The organism is Duganella sp. OV510, assembly GCF_900100205.1.
GTDB lineage: Bacteria > Pseudomonadota > Gammaproteobacteria > Burkholderiales > Burkholderiaceae_D > Rugamonas.
Map to the genome: position 1 here is coordinate 262,391 of NZ_FNEQ01000008.1, position 16,469 is coordinate 278,859.

Below are 16,469 nucleotides of genomic sequence, written 5' to 3' on the forward strand. Positions count from 1 at the left end.
ATTAATTCCAATCGGAGAAGTGCCAGCCGGCCTTGTAGCTGCTGATTAAGCGAACGGCGCCTTTTACATGGCTGGAGATCCAATCCATATGATCCTTCCATTCTTGCTCTTCAACACCAGTGTCATCGTACACAACAGCTGAGGGCGGAGCGTGATCACCTCGAGTTGCGTCGAACAAAGTATAGGAAGTGGGCACTCCAAGAGACGGATAGACCGCAATACGCTTCCCGGTCGGGGTCGTAACAGTCAAGCTACGACGCAGTGATAACCCTTCGAGCTTGCCTTGGCCACGCTCGACAGAAGCTTTCAAGGTAGATATCAGCAGCTGGAAGCGGGTTGTAACGCTCTGAGTCCGCACGTCCTCAACGCTGTCGCAGATCCTCTTAATGGCTAGGCCCGAGAGCTGTCCGGGCTGGGCAGGAAAGTCGGGTGCATCAAGCTGCACGGACGTCGCCAGTTGAGCACGCGGGTTGAGTTGGACACTAGGCCAAGCAGCCCTAACCAAGGGAATACCACGCCAAGTAGCGCGGCCGAATTCAGCATCGGTCCATCGGCTGTCGAAATACTTCTGAGTATCGAGGAACAGTAGCACATCGCAATCACACAGGCGTTGCCAAAGCATGTCTTGGAAGTGCTTACCTGGCTGGATATCGTGCGTATCCAGAAAAACGTCGAATTGACGGGCCGATAACTCTGCATACAACTGCAAGGCAGCTTCTGTCGATTCATCACGGCGATAACTGATGAACACCCGACGCTGCCTTGGAAGCAGCGTCACGCACTCTAGGAGGGCCATCACAACAGTGCGCACCCCGGCCTTATCCCAAAACATACCATTCAAGGCGGCAATACTCGCAGGAAAACCCTCAAAGCCCTTGCCGACTGCGACAGGAATCACTGGGATACCACGTCCCATCAGGCGTTTCACGCTCTCTTCATGTTCAGCATCAACTGCAAAGCAAAGGGCAGCAGAACACCTCTCGCCACTTGGCGTGAAGCCATCTGGATCACCTACGAATAGACTCACATCATCGTCGAGCTTGAAGTTTAACTCGGCCAACTTGTCCACCAACTGCTGCCGCAGTTCAGCAACTATCTCTGGCGTAGCCTTGCCTAAAATTGCCAGTTCGTAAAACGCCATATTGTTCCAATCTGGAAAGTTCTAAAAATTAGACGACAAACTTGGTTCGTCATTACTGGGGGCCAAAAACCCATCTTTTCAGAAACGCAAAGCCTTAAAAATGAAGGACACGCGCACTGCATTATCCTGAAATCAGAGGCTTTCGAGGTCATTTATCGTTGCACTACTATTGTATTTGTTTGGATCAACGATTTCCAACATCTGGTAAATAATCATACAGGAAATCAAGCGCCGCATTTCCCATCCGACCTTGCCCACACCACTTATGAAAATCCTCTGCGTCCATAGGAGTGAGATGGGAAAGATGAGCCTTATAACTTACTCTAGGGAAAGATTTCGCAAGAACACTATCCATCGCTCCTTTGGTAGAATAATTCTCATTTCCCACTCTATTTCGCTTCTCTTTACGTAAAAATTTGGTAGTTATAAGCTCAGAGTAAATCCACGGAGATCCCGTAGTTTCCTCGCCCTCCTTAACATAGTTTTCTGAAGAAATAGAGTTTTCAGTGTTAAGAAACAGCACCACTTCGCACTTATCAATCATCTTTGTCAATGCAGTCGATAACATGAGATGAACATTTGATGTTGATCTATTCCGAGACTGATAGTCAAACATTTTTCTACTTTCTTTCCAACAGAATTCCTTATCAATGATATTTAGCAAATCATCTGCGTAACCCCATACATGAGAGTCAACAAACGATTTCAACCCCAATTCATTTTCTAAAATTAAAGCTACTTTATTCGCAAGATCTAAATCAGCATGCGAGTGAGATATAAAAACGTCAGCTTCAACCTCCCCAAACCAGTCTTTTTCAAGAGCGGCAGCATCGAGTACGCCATTTTTAAGATTTGCAAGCAAGCTCTCACGTGATTGAACCTTAAATTCGGAGACAATTGAAACAGGGCTTTCCGGATAAGCAGCTAAACTCTCATCATTTACAGTAAAATTAAATGCTTGGTACATCATCGCTCCCAAAAAAATACAGCAAAGTCAAGGATAGATTTAAGCTTTCGGCATAAATCACGTAGGCGAAAACATTAGACTGCCACGCCATAAATTTTCCTCATATTATTGCGTCCTGATCTACGTTGAATACGCGGGCTGTTGACGGATAGTTCCAGTCAAGGGACGTGTCAAATCTCGCAATTAATTCTTCTGCTTGAGCTTTGGACTGTGATGTTAGCTCAAGACTATCCAAATGAACTGCATATCCGAATCTATCCTCGCCAGATCATTTTCCGACCAAAGGCAAACTCCTGAGCCTAGATCAAACAGGTATCGAAGTTAAAAGTTTCCAGTGGTATATAAATTCGTATGTCGACTTTTGGCCGAAATCGGCCGGTGACCACAGAGGATAGCATCTTGCTCATCAGAAAAATACGCGAAATCTCACAAGTCCGTGTTGCCACGTTCTATGCCATGGGGTGGTGGTGGCCATCAAGAACAGGGGCGGCAACTTATGTGATTCGCTCGCGGTAGTGATGAGACTACCGCCCTACGCAAACTCAGGCAACCAGCCTAGTGGCAGTTCCGGATGCTACCCGGTGGTGCTTTCCGGTGCTAAACAATGGCGTTTCTGACATGCTAAATGGTAGGTGGTTTGGATGCTAATACTCAAGTTTGCATCATTTCCTCAGCTTTTTTCGATTTTCAAGATACAATAACTGTCTTGGAATAAAACTGAAAAGACGTGCAATTGGGGTGGCTTGATGATTAAATAGCTCCCACCGGAAAGTCAAATTTAGGTTACATGGAGACGTGAATGGCATTTTTTAAGCAAGGGGAAATCCGCCAACGTGCGCAAACCCACGTGAATCAAAAATATCGCGCTACTGCGAAAAGTATCGTTACGGAGTCTATGGAGTCATACGCTTCATGGAAGCAATATGACGTGTTTTTATCGCATAGCACTAAAGATGCAGACATAGTTCTTGGCGTTAAACTTGTTCTCGAAGAGCTTGGGAAAAGTGTCTATATTGATTGGATTGATGATGCCGAGCTAGATCGTACGAACGTCACGCCGGAAACAGCTTCGGTACTCCGGGATAGGATGAAGTCCTGCTCCTCGCTGATTTTTATTGCGACGGAAAACTCTTCATCGTCAAAATGGACTCCATGGGAACTCGGATATTTTGATGGATTTAAGCGGGGTGGTGTCGCAATTTTTCCTGTTCTAGAAGATTGGCGCAGCTCATTTGAGGGACAAGAATATTTGGGACTCTATCCGCTCGTTGAAAAGTCAGATACGCTGGGGAATGTAGAGGTCAATATTAAAGGCTCATTCCGGAGAAGAAATTTATCGGACTTTATCGCAGGTAAAACATAAATATCACGCTATTGAATAGCTTAAATAACTACCCCAACGTAGTTAAACAATGGGGTGGTTCTGTATCCAAACTCTAATTGGATTGATATATGAGCTGTGTAGCCTCACCTTAGGCCGATAACAATCCGGACTCCTGACTTACCTACCCGCAGCTTTTGCCGCAGATTCAACCCAGGCGCCTAAGTTTTCTCGACCGTTGTCTTTGTTCCAGAGGTAGTGTTTGCTTCCTGGGGTCCGTAGCGAGCAGCAGTCTGTAGTATTTCCTTGCATATCGGAGATTCTGCTGATGTCAATCGTCAGCAAACCGTTGCCACGAGCGATGCTTTGCTCAATTTCATATTTAACCCATTTACTCTTATTGGTATTCGCGCCGACAAGAACTACGGTGACGGATGTGCCGTTCAACTGGTTATCAATCCACGCTTGGATTGCTTTATCACCTTGGCGTTCTACTTTTTCGAACTCAGCTTTGTCGATAAATCCGGACTTCATAACTCCGCCAATTACGTTGCTGTTACGCACGTTCATCGCGCGATGCACGTCATCGTATTTGAAGCTGAAAAATACTTTGCGAGCCACTATCTTTCTCCTCAGGAATTGGTGCTAGGGGTGCAGCGCTGCTCAGTTGCCGTTCGATCTGCGTTGACTTCGATACCCTGGTGGTTAGTGTCCACGCTGTGTCTAGTGAATGAAGATAGACAGCAGAATCATCAGAAGACCCAAGGTAATGTAGTAAGGGAATAAAGTCCGTGAGAACAAGGCCGAGAACCATTGGTTTCGTGAGTCAATCTTGTACGGTTCGGTGTTCATCGAGAAATCGATATCCTCCTCCTTGAGCTGGCGGACGTGCTCATATAGAGAACGGAAACGGCGCTCCATCGCAAGGAAGTAGCCATCCAAGAACCAGAAGATGAATAGTGGAAAATAGGCGACGACGATATATGCCTTATTGGTGTCCTTGGCCGCTAGCGCGAAGAGTGCTGCAATCAGCGTAACGCTCCACCCTTTCAGCAAGAATAGATTACCCGACATTCTGCCGATGGAGGCCTGAATGAATTCCAGGTGTTTGTGCTTGTTGGAAAACTCGGACATTTCGGGGCCTTGGTCTATCTGCGGGAACGATGGCGTCATTTACCCATGTCGCTAGATTGTTTTTGATGTGATTGTAGGCATCGCAGGACGAGGGTCATACTCCGGCGGTCGGACTTGAGGAGCGGCGCATTGTCGGCCGGCCCTAAGCAGTACAGTTCGAGTAATTGCCATTGGTATCCCTTTCTATCCCTGAAGACACAATATCAAAATGTTCACAGTCGGTCAAGTCGGAGACATGGATGAGGATATCTGTTTCACAATAAAGCGTAAATTCCCTTTGGGCTCAGCTTTGGGACTTTGCTGCGGCCGGCCTCGTTGCAATCTTGTCGAGGTAAGCGCGAAACTGGTCGCCGATCTGTTCCTGTACTTCGGCTTTGGCATTGGCCTGCGCCAGCTCTAGCTCCAGTTCGCGGGATCGGGCAAGCGCCGTGGCTGACTCGGCACGCACGGTATTGAGTTGCTCACCCAATAGCTCGACCTTAGCAATTTTACTTGCAAGCTGACGCTCGATATTCTCGGCATTTCGCAGGAGCGTTTGCAGCTGCTCGATCTTCTGTTCCAGTTTACGTCCATTGGTCAATTGCTCGTAAAGCGACTGCTTGGTGTGGGCTAGTTCCGCAACTAAGTGCGCCCCTTCTTGATTGAGCTTCGTCACTTCTTCCTGCTTGGCGCCAGCGGCTAACTGCTGGCGTCGTAACTCGGCTTGTACTTGCTGGAAAGCACCGTTCTCGAAGGCGCCTCTGACGTATTGCGAATACTTCCTCACCAGATCGTCGAACGATTGCCCTGATCCATGCTTATAGACATTGACCACCAGCCGGCAGGCCTCCAGTTTGGGATAAAACGCTGCGGCCTTGATGTCCCATCCCATGCTGTTGAACAGGTCCATCAGCGGTTCGAATTGCACTTTCCAGATCGAGGATTTCACCTCGTCGCCGCTGTGCCAGTGCCGTGATTCAGTTACCAGCCAGTTCCGCACCTGCTTTTCCCATTCGTGAAACATCCCGGCTAAAAGCGATAGCCGCGTGCTGTCTCGCATTTCCTGCAGCAAATAATACACCTCGGAATTGTGATCATTAGCGTCTTCGTAGACATCGGAAAAATCGCCGTCCGGATCAGCGACTCGGCTTTGCTCGACCATCCATTTTTCCGTTTCGGCGTTGGCTTCACCGCCAATGTCGTCGAATTGCGCAAGCAGCCTCTTTTTCCCTTGCTCATAGTAAAAAGTGTGAGTCCAGATCAAAGACTTGCGCTGCGGTTCCCACATTTGAAAGTAAGCATAGTTAGGCATAGGTAGGCATAGTGACGATTTGTTCTGTGTGCGTTAAATCAGTGAAGCAGCCGTGCCGAGGTGCTGGCGCCGCCAGCACTTGTACAATTCCGTAACGGCTAGCGGTCAGCCACGAAGCGGCCGGCTTCAAGGATGTTCAAGCCTTCATTTTCTCCAGAGTGCTCCAAGCTTGCCCCGGTGATTAACACAAGCATGTGCAGCGTGTTGATGTGGGCTGGCGACAAGCGCAGCGGCGTGATGCCGTAGCCGAGATCATGGTAGGCATTCACGAGTGCTTGAATCATGGGTCTGCCAACAGTGGCCTGCCCATTGAGCACGATTACGCGCGCGAAGTCGCCGACGTATTCTTCAAAACGATTTTCGAACCAATCGACGTAATACTCTGCGTCATGCTTACCATATGCGTTGATAGCGGTACTCATAAAAATGCCCTTCAATGTAGGGAGACAGTGATCGCGCGGCGTGGGATCAGCGGAGGCTGCTCGCAGTCCACACGCGCCGTGCTCGATTATTGGCCGGGATAACGCCGAGCGTCGAGGATCTGCATGGCCTGATCCACATTAAGCGGATAGTGCGCGTTCACCTCGATGCTCCGCTTGAGCATGCGTTTGTATATATCGAGCGTATGGCTGTGGGAATTGATACCTTCCTCGCCGAGCAGTTCGGGGTAGCGTCCGGACTTGGCCAGCGCGCAGGAAAAGGAATACAGGTCGGATTCGTTGTTTCCGTCGAACCCTGGCCACGCCAAATCCTCTTTTGCGATGCCCGCATCCGGACCGTAATGGCGCACGCTGTTATTGAGGTTGCTGTAAAGGTTCAGGACGGCGAGAACGAATTCCTGCTTTTCCTGTGCCAGCACCGGCGACACCCAGTCGAACACCTGGTCGTAAATGTACGAGTGGCCGTCGCGCAGCGCCGCTGCGGTCCGCTCATAATCCTTGCGATTGCTCTCGTCGAGTCGTCCCAAGATATCGTACTGGTTTGCTAGGATGACGCGTTCGGCATCGGTGAAATTTATGTCCATTTCTCAACTCCATGTTCGTGAAACATGCACTTGTGTTTGATTGCCAGATTTGCAAGTGGCCACGTGATAATTTCTTTGCGTCATCTCTCTAGAAACCGAATTATTGACCTAGACCCCGAAGTAGCTCCTGAGTCCAGTACCCGTCGCTCTGGCGATATCCGTACGTTTGTGACTTAGTAAACACAAGTTCGTAATGTTCATCGGATACCCGTGTATCAAAAATTTCCCAGTCTTTATAAATTGCCCCCCCAATTGCAATGATTGCAGCACGCAATTCTGTGCTGGCGTTCATGCCTATGTAGACCTGTTTGATGCACGTCTTAGGCAGTTCAAATAGATGGATTTGATGTGGAGAAAACGATAGGCATTCCTCATCGGTCCCAAATGCCCTGAATAACCGTACTTCTTCTTCGTACGCCCAATCCAAGGATTTTTGACACATCAACTTTTCAAAAGCCTGCGTGTCGCCCGCCTTAACGAGCTGACGTTTGGTGCTGTACACGACGTTTCGTGGCGGCCTTTTCAGCCCCATCCTATCGACGCCGGAGAAGAAATCGTGGGTTTCATCAAGTCCAAGCACGATCCCTTTGTGAGAATCGGCATAGTGTGACCACATCAAAATATTATTATTCGTTCGCGAGAGCGATAGAACGCCCTGACGCTGGTTCATGCTTTTTGCGAATTCACGCCCAACCGTTGACGGATAACTCTTTTGAAGAATGAAAGCTCGGACCTGATTTACAGCGGCAGTGTATGAAGCCTGCACAAAGGGATTGTTGAGGTCTTCATTCTGCTCCGCGATGATCTTCTTCATGTTCTCTTCATGAAGCCTGAGATACTCTTCGTTATGCTCTCTGGTCTCAATTAGAAATTCCGATTCGAATGGATCATTTAAGGCGCACGGCTGACTAAAGCGGATCTTGCCGTCAAAAATGATATGTGCGCGTTGAGGAGGTAGATATTTATAAAGCATAGGTTATGAACTCGATGCGTCAGAATGCTCCAGTATAGCTCTGGCGACAAGGTCGCAAGAGCAACGCCGGCGATTTCGCCTATCTCGATTCGCGCGGCATTTTGCGGAGAGACGAGCCACCTGTTCTACCCGTATACGGCTGACTATTCCCCTAATTGGAACGTTGATGAACAATAACTAAATTCGGCGTTGAATTTGTTGGCCGGCAATGCGCCGCGGCATCGGACATTACCATGCCCCTCCCACGAAAGCCTCACCGCCCACGAAGAAGGCCAAGCACGGCGGCCATTGTCGGCTTTGTCGGAGACTGGCATTCTTATCGGAAAGGCCATTCCACAAATGCGAGCCGCGATGACGTCGTGCAGTTCGTTGGAAATGCGCTGTCAATGGTTGAAGATGGATTTTATGCTGACTATCTGGCCAGCATCCACTTGCGTTGTTACCTATTCGCCATTAGAACCGCGCCGATCGGAAGGATGCGCGCCCTCCTCGCCTTAGATCAAAAATCCGCGCCAGGGAGCCTCGGCCCCGAAAAGCTGTTCTTTTGCTTTGTCTCGAATTTTTCGGAATCGATTTGATAGCTGGCGTTCAACGCTTGGCCAGTGCAAACGGTAGACTTCGGAAGCTTCATAATTTGGTTTCAGCAGAGTGATCCTTCCGTCCGTGACTTGTAAGAAAAGTACCGACGCGCGCCAGAAGCTTTCTGGATCAGAGGACGTCCACATTTCGTCATACCAGTGTTTAGCCCACTGGGCTCGCTGGTAGACTATGTGGGCGGCGGCATGAGTCTTTCCTGTGATTCCTGGCACGTCCTTGAATCTTTCCAGCACTTGTTCGGTGTGTGGGTTGCAATTTATTAGTCCAGCCACAAAGATTGCGCGAGCTTGGGTAGCCGGATGTGCGGACATCACGCGTGCTTCGATGTAATCGCGAAGTACGCTGTCTCTTCCGCTCCATATTGCGGCCCAAACTTCTTTTGTGAGTTCCTGGTCATTCACGGCGTTATCCAGCCGGTGGAACCGCAGGGAGTCAAGCTCCGACTTATCAGTCGCGGACCATATCGCCATAGCAGCTAGTTCGATATCCTCGTGGCCAAATCCTACCGTGACAAGTGGACGAGTAGAATCTAGTCTATCAAAGACCTGTCTGGCAATTTGAGGGATATGAGCTGCAATCTCCCGGGCCAGCAGCAACCCAATGTTGCGCACCGCAGTCAACTGTCGTCCTTTCAGCGGCTGCGATATAACGGCACACCATCGCTTAGCGGATTCTATGTCAGCGGCGACTATCGATGAGAGGTCTTGTAAGCCAAACTGGTTGAGCAGCTCTTCAGCGTTTTCGCTGACCAGATAGTTTCGAATCCGCTCATACGCAACTTCCAGCTTTTTCCAATTTTCATCAAAATCGTCCACGCCTTGCATTTGACGGGAGAAAGCGGCCTCATCGTCATCCTTGGATGGCTGTTCAAATAACTTGAGGCTGATTGATTGCGGTTGCAGTTCAGGAACTCTGTCTTGGTGGACTGCGATAGTAAGACTCTCAAGATTCAGATCTAAACCTAAGCCGCGTTGTATTAGGGCGTCAATAACACTGGCTGCGTAGCGTCCCGCGTCCGGGCCAAGCCGTGACGCGAGTTCACCAAGATGCATGCACTCGATGCGCTGTTTAAATGACTGCCACGACGCAGCTCCCCGAGCACAGGCATCAAGCACAACTGCCGAGGTGTATCGTCGCTCGAGACGATCGCACCATTCTCGTCCGAGATTATGTGGAGGTAAACAGTTCAACGTCTCGCGTAGGGCCACCATATCACAGGATACTGCAACCATGCGCATAGCGAACGCCCGCACAAGCACACTTTCGCCAGCGAACAAGGCCGGCAACAAGTCCAAAGTGGCGCGTGTCAACGCGGCTTGTTGAAATGGAGAGAACAGCAACACCACCGCTTGTGCGTTAGCGTCATTATTTGCGATAGCACGAGTTAGCTGGTCGGCGAACTTCGAAGGTTCCAAAGGTTTGACCATTCCCACCAACCGATCAGAGATATGACTGATATCATACCTGCCTAGTAGGAGACCAAATTGGTCATCGGCGTCCATATGTGGGAAGATCATCTCCATATGAAATAGAGTCCAAACTAACTCGTCTTCGCCAAGAGACCGTAAGACGGCCTTATCTTCATCGCCGCCACTCAGCCTGGTAGCAAACGCCTCTACCTGATCATCGGTAAGTAACGAGGAATTTTCAACCAGTTGGACAATGCCTTGGCGGAGTGGAAGGCCGCTACGCTTAAGAACATCGCTTGCCAAGGCGCGCTGACGACTTATGGCGACATCCGGCGCATAGCGTGCAACCGCTGGCCGGGCTTCAATGAACACAGTATCTGTGGAAGGCGTTCCCATCATGCGAACGAGCTGTGTAACATCAGTCTCCGCATAGTTTGAAACGGTACCCGCTACGTTATCTGGCTTAGTAGCATTAGGATCGCAAGGGTCAGTAACGCAATAGTCTTCCTTGCGTCGCCAGCTTTTGAATGGCGGCTGATCCTTCACTAGCGGCTTGAACAAGACTGTCGCGTAACGCTCGTCATCGGCTGCCCCCGTCGCGGTGAAAATCGCGATCAGAGCACGTCGACCAACTTTCGATAGTGCGCTCGACCTCAGGGCCGCGCTTGAGAGAACTAATGCCTCGCGTGTTTGCGACCAGTCACGTCGATTAAAGCAAATAAGCTGACTGAAAAGTTTGGCTGGCTCTCGGTAGCCCCCATTTAAACTTCTAGCGAAACACCATTGGACAATCGCATCTGAGAACGGCGCAAGTGGCATTCCAGCGAGCAGTTCAAACGCCAGCTGTCTAAGCCTGGAAAGATCTTTAACTTCGGTTACGTGGAGCGTCTCAAAGACAGTTCGCTCCGCTGGCGAAAGATTATCCAGATTGGATTGCAAGGTAGCCGATAGCTCGCTCCTCCGGGTTAAAACCTGTTCCTCAGTAAGCCCTACCGCTATGACGTTGTGTTCGATGTCTAACGTAACGCTTCCCAGCCAATGCTGGATCTCCCGCGCAATCTCCTCCCACGCTGCGAAATCCTCTCTGGCCAAATTAATGGATAGCTTGATCCAGTCGAAGTTAGCTCCACTGTGCTCGGAGAGAGCCAGCGATTTAGCACTGGCAAGGAAAACTTCGGGTCTGTTGCGTGCCAGCGCGGCAAATGCATCAAAGGACTGTTCATCCGGATTCTGCGTTCCGGCAAACGCGTTCAATATCGCGACACCTATTTCAGGTTGGATCTCAGCATCAAGACACGAAATTGTTAGCGCAGCCAATATCGCAGCGGCCGTCTGATCGAGTTGCGCGATAGGTTCGGTCAGTATGGACATCGTCTCGCCCAAATCGTGTTGGTTGCCTAGCGCATCTCGAAGCGCGCCAATGATCGCTAGGCCAAGTGCGAGACCAAGTCCATGTTCATTTACTGTATAGCGGGTCGCATCGCCCGGAACCGGCACGAAGTAACGTCCATCTATAACCGCCTCAAGCCCTCCGTCGAATATTTTTAAGTTATTCTGTTGCTGTTCACTGAATCGCCGCAAAATCACAGTCGCTTCGTCACCTAAGCGACGTCTGAACGCGATCGGCGAATCGCCGTACCCATCACGCTGTCCGGCCGTGACATGTTCATACAACAATCGCGGGATGCTTAGCTCTTCCAGCGTCTTTAGCTGACTCTCATTAAGCAGCGTAAGGGCAATCCCCAGCATACGTGGATTGCGTAAAGAATTGATGAGGTCATCATTCAACTGTCCCACATCAATTCCTCGCGAATTCAGTATCTCGTCGCGCTCCGTGTTGGACCACTCTGGAACTATGATTTCGGCGTAGGAGGATACTAGGGAGGGCCTCACCCTATTCTGGAAGTAGTGCTTGCGCGAAGTGATAACTAGCCGTCCACCGATTTGTTCCAGTTCGGCGCAGAGCAAATCAATTATCTGTGCCCAGCTGTCATTGGGCCGTTGATTCAAGCCGTCCAGCACAACCAGCAGGCCTGATGGTGGGCCTCTTTTAATCCGACTCCACTCCACTAGTTGATTGGACCAATACTCAACGTGTTTGTCACCCCCATTTCGATTTGTTTGCTCAGCGAGTTTTGTAGCGAGTAGCGAGCGCACGTTTGCGCCGAAAGGACCTACACTTTCCGCAGTAACGAATATAGTCAGCGGCTTTAGTTCTAACGCGAGCCAAGTTTGAGCAACCAACCACGACTTTCCATTACCTTCGATTCCCGTAATGGCCGTAAATCCAGAGCTGGAAGTACCCAGCTTAGCCGCAAGCGACGCAGTCAATTCAGTCCGTTCGCGGGTGGCAATGGGGGCGGCCAAATCTCCTGGACAAAGCGGCTGACGCAGAAGAATTGAGGCTTTCTTCCGGTTGGAAAAAGCTTCATTTAGCCATAACCTGTTTTCAGCCAATGCTTTCTCTAACGACCATCCAGGCTCTGGTGAACGGTCTTCGTCGGCCGTTGGTCGTAGGCGAGGAACTCTGAACGTCTCAAGCGCATTCCCTAGCTCTTGGGCCACATCATGTCCTAAACCTGGCGGCGCCCGGCGAGTCGGTACAGCGCCGAGCCATTGCTTGTGGCTGTTTTGATATGCGAATCGGATCGAATCAAAAGGTTCGAATGCCTTCAGCTTTTGAGCGCCGTGCCGAATAAATAGCTCGTCCGCAGTGACCTCGGTAACCCCGCCGACCAAAAAGGTGCCAAACCGCCCAGGCATCGTGGACAAACGGCCGACCAAGTGCTGAATCGGTCGACCACTTTCGGTAGCAGCGGTGAAAACGATATACGCCAATAAGCGGTTTAACGTAGCCGTCGGCTGCTCCAGTCGTTGCTGGCGTGGTGTGTTGAAAATTATGTGCGACCGCTTTCTTAAATTGTCGGCGACGTACCTAATCAGGCCAATTTCCTCCAAGCGACTCTTGATGCGGGCGTCGTAGGCTTCGACAAAGTCGAAGCCACGGCCATGGCGTTCAGCCTCGTCATCAATGTCCAGCAACACAGCACGAATTGGACTTATCCCCGCCCAGTTTGTCACCTGCGCGATGAGTGAACTGTGTTTGAAGTCCTGTATTGCGGCCGCACACAGATCGATAAGTGCACCGTCGCCGGAGCCAGAAATCAAATAAACAGTATCTCTATTTGCGTACCGTGGAGCGTCCGGCGTGCCGCGATCAGACCAATAAGAATGAGAGGTTGCCCCCTCCAGACCAGCTTCGCCACCGAAGCCAATTGCTATCACGACAGCATGGTAGCTCGACGAGGTCGTTTTTTTCTTGTCTGGATCAATGTACGAAAGGAGATAACCCTCCTCCCCAACAGATTCAATCTTGGAGATTTCGTGTGAGTGCTTTAGCGTTAGCCGCTTGCCCAAGTAGGCTTTGAGTGCATTGAACTGTTGAATCACATCTTCGGCTACATCCGATGCCGATCCTGCCAGCCAGTCCAAATAGGGTAAGTCCGCCGATGGATTGTCCGCCCCTTCTAAAGGCCAGTCGTAAATGTGGGGGTGCAAATTGCGGCGCGCGGAGTCGCGCTGGAGGTGCAACGGTCTCGCGTCGCGCTCAAACACATCAACCGTCAATTGTGGAAAAAGCAGTGCTAGTCCCGCCGAAGCTGATAGGCCGGCCGCTCCTGCACCAACTACCGCAACTCGACGTGTGCCGTTAAGGTAACCAGCGCGCTTTAGCGCATATGCAAGATTGAATCCTCGCGCCTGCTGCGAGAAGAAAGTGATTCGACTATCGAAAGAGCCGATAATGTAAATTGACGGCCAACCAGGGACCTCTGCACTACCGATAATTTCGTCTTCGCTCATGGGAACCGATTATAGTGCAAAAGGGTTGCCGAAAATCTATCTAATGCCCCCAACATACGCCCGCATACCGAAATTTGTTGACTGGTCACATATCGGCCGAATTGAACCCAGACGTCTTTGAGCAAAGAAGCAAGCTGTGCGAGTAATCTGGACACGAAGGTGCCAGCGTCGAATTATTCCTAGTAATGCCACGTCGATCACTCCGATCTCCTGCCGATAAGACAGGTGGAATTGTGCTACCAACGTAGGTCAGATTCAAATGCAAATTCGTGGGGAAATCCGCTGCGGACTGCTGGAGAGATCAATGCCGGATGGCGGCACCTAAAATCATCTTGGGCAAAGCTACTAAAGAATTCGTTCACTTATGCGTCACCCCAGCGGCAAAATGTTTCAGATTATCGAATACCTTTTGTTCATAAACGCCTGGGGCGAAAGGAACCGAGTTAGAGGCGAATACCTTGTTGTTCACATCAGTCATGTAGACCGTTGCAGGCGAGATATTCCCGAGGAAAAGTGTATATCGCTGCCTATCAGCCGAAGTCATAGACTGTACCTCATCGGATTGCAGCCGAATAATCTTGAATGAGTGCGGCGCCATCACGCCCAAATCTTGCGATGTTTCATATCCACTTAACTTCATGGGTAGGTCGAGATAATGCCCGTCACCCAAATTCGCGCGCAGTATTCCCTGAGGTTTCAAAGCAGTAGCGCCGGAGCCACGATTCCCGATTGCACATGTGATGATGAGTTTGGCTTTGTTCGGCAATATTTTATCTTTGTACGCTGTCCATTCTTTCTCGGCCAAAATCATCTTCCCGATCGTACTTTGTAGGTATTTTTTTCGCTGCGCGATGTTCGAACGGATGCGTTCGACGCTCGCATCGATTCTCTGCCGTGCCGACATTGGCGTGCGACGTCGGCCGTCTTCTGGTTCATCCCGCTGGAGCACGATGGCAGGAACGAAAGGGTTTTCTTCCTCAATGGAGTCAAGAACAGCTTCGCGATCACCGTTGGTCATAGAAGTGGCCTCCTCCAGCTTTTGAATCAAGGTGTTGAGTTCGTCGCGACGCATATTGATCCGATTTGTGCCTATCTGCATCTGGCGGTCAATTTCCTCAACGGACATCGCTGGCGGCGCTGTACCGACGTCCATCGCTGGAAAATAGCCCGCGCCCATCGCGATGAACTCCCGTACATGGGACACATCGGAAACACGCATTAGGTCTATAGGCTCAGAACTTGCAGTCGCCACGGACATTATTTCGATCGTTACATCTGCCGTCTTCAGATCCGTTAAAGTTGCCACCGCGCCAAGTACTAACACTCCTCCAGCGAAAAATTTCCACAACGCATGAAAATATTTCACCAAAAATTGCCACGCAACTTGCATTCTTCCATTCATATGTGTCATTGGTGCGTTAACGAGAACTCAATCATGATATCAAAATTTCCAAAAGGAAACAATTTGGAATTTTTCTTGATCACTATGTGAGTTTGCCACTCTGTACGCACATTTAGGTATGCTTCGTCAGTGACTTGCGCTGACCGCACAATTGCGTAATTCCTTTCCAGAGGGTACTGATGGCCGGCGATAAGATGCACCTAAATTTGCAGGCATAGATTGGAGAAATATGAGGTTTACTAGCGCGGCAGCGCGGTCAGGATGTACTCAACTTTAGGTAAGAGCGCTGCAGCAAGCTAGATAGTCTAATATTTCGCGCTTTGATACGCCTGCCATGAGCAGGCGTTTTTTATGTTCGGCCACTAGCCGATACTGTTTGCGCGCCCTGGCTTCGCCCCAACGCGCGCCACGAAGATTTCTAAGCTGCCAGTAGCTGTTACGGATAATCCTGAAGGTATTCGCCAACTCGACCGGGCTAATCTGATCGAACGGAAAAAGCTCTAATTGCATACGCGAAAACATCGTAAGCGTCTCGCCAGCGCCGTCTTCCATTGAGTGCAGTGCGTCGCCATGATTGAATTTGGGACGCAAATTGGTTGTGTCCACAAATTTATTTATGGACACAATAATTCAACCAGTCACCAGCAAGGCGAAGCGCGGCACGTATCGCCAACATAGCGAGGCATTCAAGCGCGCCGCCGTGGCGCGTACCTTGGTCCCGGGTGCATCGGTGTCGTTGATCGCCCGCGAATTGAAGATCAATACCAATCAGCTATTCACTTGGCGAAAGCGTTTCGGTACCGAGGCGGGCGCCGAAATCAATGCGCCGAGCCAGTTGTTGGCGGTCACGGTAGTCGATACACCGCCGGCGCCGGCAGCTCTCGCCAGCGGTCCATCTGGCGTCATCATACTGAGCGTGGGCCAGGTCCAGTTGCAGCTGGAGGGCCAGGTCGACGCAGCCACGCTGACGCTGTTGTTGGCCCGCCTGCTGTCATGATCGGCCTGCCAGCAGGCACGAGGATTTGGATGGCCGCCGGCATCACCGACATGCGCGCTGGCATGAACGGTTTGGCGGCGAAGGTGCAAACGGCGTTGGCCGAAGACCCCTTTAGCGGCCACGTATTCGTATTCCGTGGCCGGCGCGGCGACATGGTCAAGGTGCTGTGGTGGAGCGGCGATGGCATGTGCTTGCTGGCCAAACGCCTTGAGCGCGGCCGCTTCATCTGGCCGCAGGCCGCCGACGGTGCCGTGACGCTAACCCAGGCGCAGCTGTCGATGCTGCTCGAAGGCATAGACTGGCGTCGGCCGGAGCGCACCTGGCGGCCGCAGTCGGCCTTGTAAACATCGGG

Annotated in this window: 14 protein-coding genes; 3 read left to right on the forward strand and 11 right to left on the reverse strand. The window is 50.7% G+C overall.

Annotated elements, in window-relative coordinates; translation table 11 throughout:
* Position 1 precedes the first annotated feature (1 nt).
* Both BLS51_RS21370 and BLS51_RS29530 read right to left on the reverse strand, forming a co-directional pair.
* Positions 2 to 1,141 (reverse strand): Thoeris type III anti-phage system protein ThcB4, encoded by a 1,140-nt coding sequence (locus BLS51_RS21370; protein ID WP_090188191.1) that lies wholly within the window; start codon positions 1,139 to 1,141, stop codon positions 2 to 4.
* Positions 1,142 to 1,325: 184 nt separating this feature from the next.
* Positions 1,326 to 2,108, reverse strand: a complete 783-nt coding sequence (locus tag BLS51_RS29530) for a toll/interleukin-1 receptor domain-containing protein (protein WP_139168753.1) — start codon at positions 2,106 to 2,108, stop codon at positions 1,326 to 1,328.
* 799 nt (positions 2,109 to 2,907) lie between these two features.
* On the opposite strand from BLS51_RS29530, the gene BLS51_RS21375 reads away from it, so the two are divergent.
* Entirely contained in the window at positions 2,908 to 3,471 is a 564-nt protein-coding gene (locus BLS51_RS21375; RefSeq protein ID WP_217636474.1) for a toll/interleukin-1 receptor domain-containing protein, read from the forward strand.
* 138 nt (positions 3,472 to 3,609) lie between these two features.
* Here BLS51_RS21375 and BLS51_RS21380 read toward each other — a convergent pair whose 3' ends face one another.
* The 9 genes from BLS51_RS21380 to BLS51_RS21420 all read right to left on the reverse strand — a co-directional run bounded on the left by BLS51_RS21380 (position 3,610) and on the right by BLS51_RS21420 (position 15,726).
* Positions 3,610 to 4,050: a TIR domain-containing protein gene (locus tag BLS51_RS21380; RefSeq protein ID WP_090188194.1), complete on the reverse strand. Its 441-nt coding sequence runs from the start codon at positions 4,048 to 4,050 to the stop codon at positions 3,610 to 3,612.
* A gap of 102 nt (positions 4,051 to 4,152) precedes the next feature.
* Positions 4,153 to 4,602 (reverse strand): hypothetical protein, encoded by a 450-nt coding sequence (locus BLS51_RS21385; RefSeq protein WP_217636475.1) that lies wholly within the window; start codon positions 4,600 to 4,602, stop codon positions 4,153 to 4,155.
* 244 nt (positions 4,603 to 4,846) lie between these two features.
* The gene (locus BLS51_RS21390) at positions 4,847 to 5,854 is read right to left on the reverse strand and encodes a hypothetical protein (RefSeq protein ID WP_090188197.1); all 1,008 of its coding nucleotides are present in this window, start codon (positions 5,852 to 5,854) and stop codon (positions 4,847 to 4,849) included.
* Between the two features lie 98 nt (positions 5,855 to 5,952).
* A complete protein-coding gene (locus BLS51_RS21395) occupies positions 5,953 to 6,276 on the reverse strand; it encodes a hypothetical protein (RefSeq protein ID WP_090188200.1) in 324 nt (107 codons plus the stop codon).
* A gap of 86 nt (positions 6,277 to 6,362) precedes the next feature.
* Complete coding sequence (locus BLS51_RS21400) at positions 6,363 to 6,878, reverse strand: YfbU family protein (protein ID WP_090188203.1); 516 nt, start codon at positions 6,876 to 6,878, stop codon at positions 6,363 to 6,365.
* 100 nt (positions 6,879 to 6,978) lie between these two features.
* Positions 6,979 to 7,692: a DUF2971 domain-containing protein gene (locus tag BLS51_RS21405; protein ID WP_175472645.1), complete on the reverse strand. Its 714-nt coding sequence runs from the start codon at positions 7,690 to 7,692 to the stop codon at positions 6,979 to 6,981.
* A 653-nt stretch (positions 7,693 to 8,345) separates the two neighbouring features.
* Positions 8,346 to 13,718, reverse strand: a complete 5,373-nt coding sequence (locus BLS51_RS21410; protein ID WP_139168754.1) for a hypothetical protein — start codon at positions 13,716 to 13,718, stop codon at positions 8,346 to 8,348.
* Positions 13,719 to 14,076: 358 nt separating this feature from the next.
* A complete protein-coding gene (locus BLS51_RS21415) occupies positions 14,077 to 15,108 on the reverse strand; it encodes a hypothetical protein (RefSeq protein WP_090188216.1) in 1,032 nt (343 codons plus the stop codon).
* 285 nt (positions 15,109 to 15,393) lie between these two features.
* Positions 15,394 to 15,726, reverse strand: coding sequence for a hypothetical protein (locus BLS51_RS21420; protein WP_139168755.1), 333 nt, complete (start codon positions 15,724 to 15,726; stop codon positions 15,394 to 15,396).
* Between the two features lie 10 nt (positions 15,727 to 15,736).
* Here BLS51_RS21420 and BLS51_RS21425 point away from each other — a divergent pair, with 10 nt between their 5' ends.
* Both BLS51_RS21425 and tnpB read left to right on the forward strand, forming a co-directional pair.
* On the forward strand, positions 15,737 to 16,117 hold the full coding sequence (locus BLS51_RS21425; RefSeq protein ID WP_090188224.1) for a transposase: 381 nt from the start codon (positions 15,737 to 15,739) through the stop codon (positions 16,115 to 16,117).
* A 29-nt stretch (positions 16,118 to 16,146) separates the two neighbouring features.
* Complete coding sequence (gene tnpB, locus BLS51_RS21430; RefSeq protein WP_373994350.1) at positions 16,147 to 16,461, forward strand: IS66 family insertion sequence element accessory protein TnpB; 315 nt, start codon at positions 16,147 to 16,149, stop codon at positions 16,459 to 16,461.
* Positions 16,462 to 16,469: the final 8 nt, after the last annotated feature.

Bases quoted from the DNA above. Each gene is read 5' to 3' on its own strand.
- BLS51_RS21370 (WP_090188191.1), bottom strand. From the start codon at position 1,141: ATGGCGTTTTACGAACTGGCAATTTTAGGCAAGGCTACGCCAGAGATA.
- BLS51_RS29530 (WP_139168753.1), bottom strand. From the start codon at position 2,108: ATGTACCAAGCATTTAATTTTACTGTAAATGATGAGAGTTTAGCTGCT.
- BLS51_RS21375 (WP_217636474.1), top strand. From the start codon at position 2,908: ATGGCATTTTTTAAGCAAGGGGAAATCCGCCAACGTGCGCAAACCCAC.
- BLS51_RS21385 (WP_217636475.1), bottom strand. From the start codon at position 4,602: ATGACGCCATCGTTCCCGCAGATAGACCAAGGCCCCGAAATGTCCGAG.
- BLS51_RS21390 (WP_090188197.1), bottom strand. From the start codon at position 5,854: ATGCCTAACTATGCTTACTTTCAAATGTGGGAACCGCAGCGCAAGTCT.
- BLS51_RS21395 (WP_090188200.1), bottom strand. From the start codon at position 6,276: ATGAGTACCGCTATCAACGCATATGGTAAGCATGACGCAGAGTATTAC.
- BLS51_RS21400 (WP_090188203.1), bottom strand. From the start codon at position 6,878: ATGGACATAAATTTCACCGATGCCGAACGCGTCATCCTAGCAAACCAG.
- BLS51_RS21405 (WP_175472645.1), bottom strand. From the start codon at position 7,692: ATGAAGAAGATCATCGCGGAGCAGAATGAAGACCTCAACAATCCCTTT.
- BLS51_RS21410 (WP_139168754.1), bottom strand. From the start codon at position 13,718: ATGAGCGAAGACGAAATTATCGGTAGTGCAGAGGTCCCTGGTTGGCCG.
- BLS51_RS21415 (WP_090188216.1), bottom strand. From the start codon at position 15,108: ATGCAAGTTGCGTGGCAATTTTTGGTGAAATATTTTCATGCGTTGTGG.
- BLS51_RS21425 (WP_090188224.1), top strand. From the start codon at position 15,737: ATGGACACAATAATTCAACCAGTCACCAGCAAGGCGAAGCGCGGCACG.
- tnpB (WP_373994350.1), top strand. From the start codon at position 16,147: ATGGCCGCCGGCATCACCGACATGCGCGCTGGCATGAACGGTTTGGCG.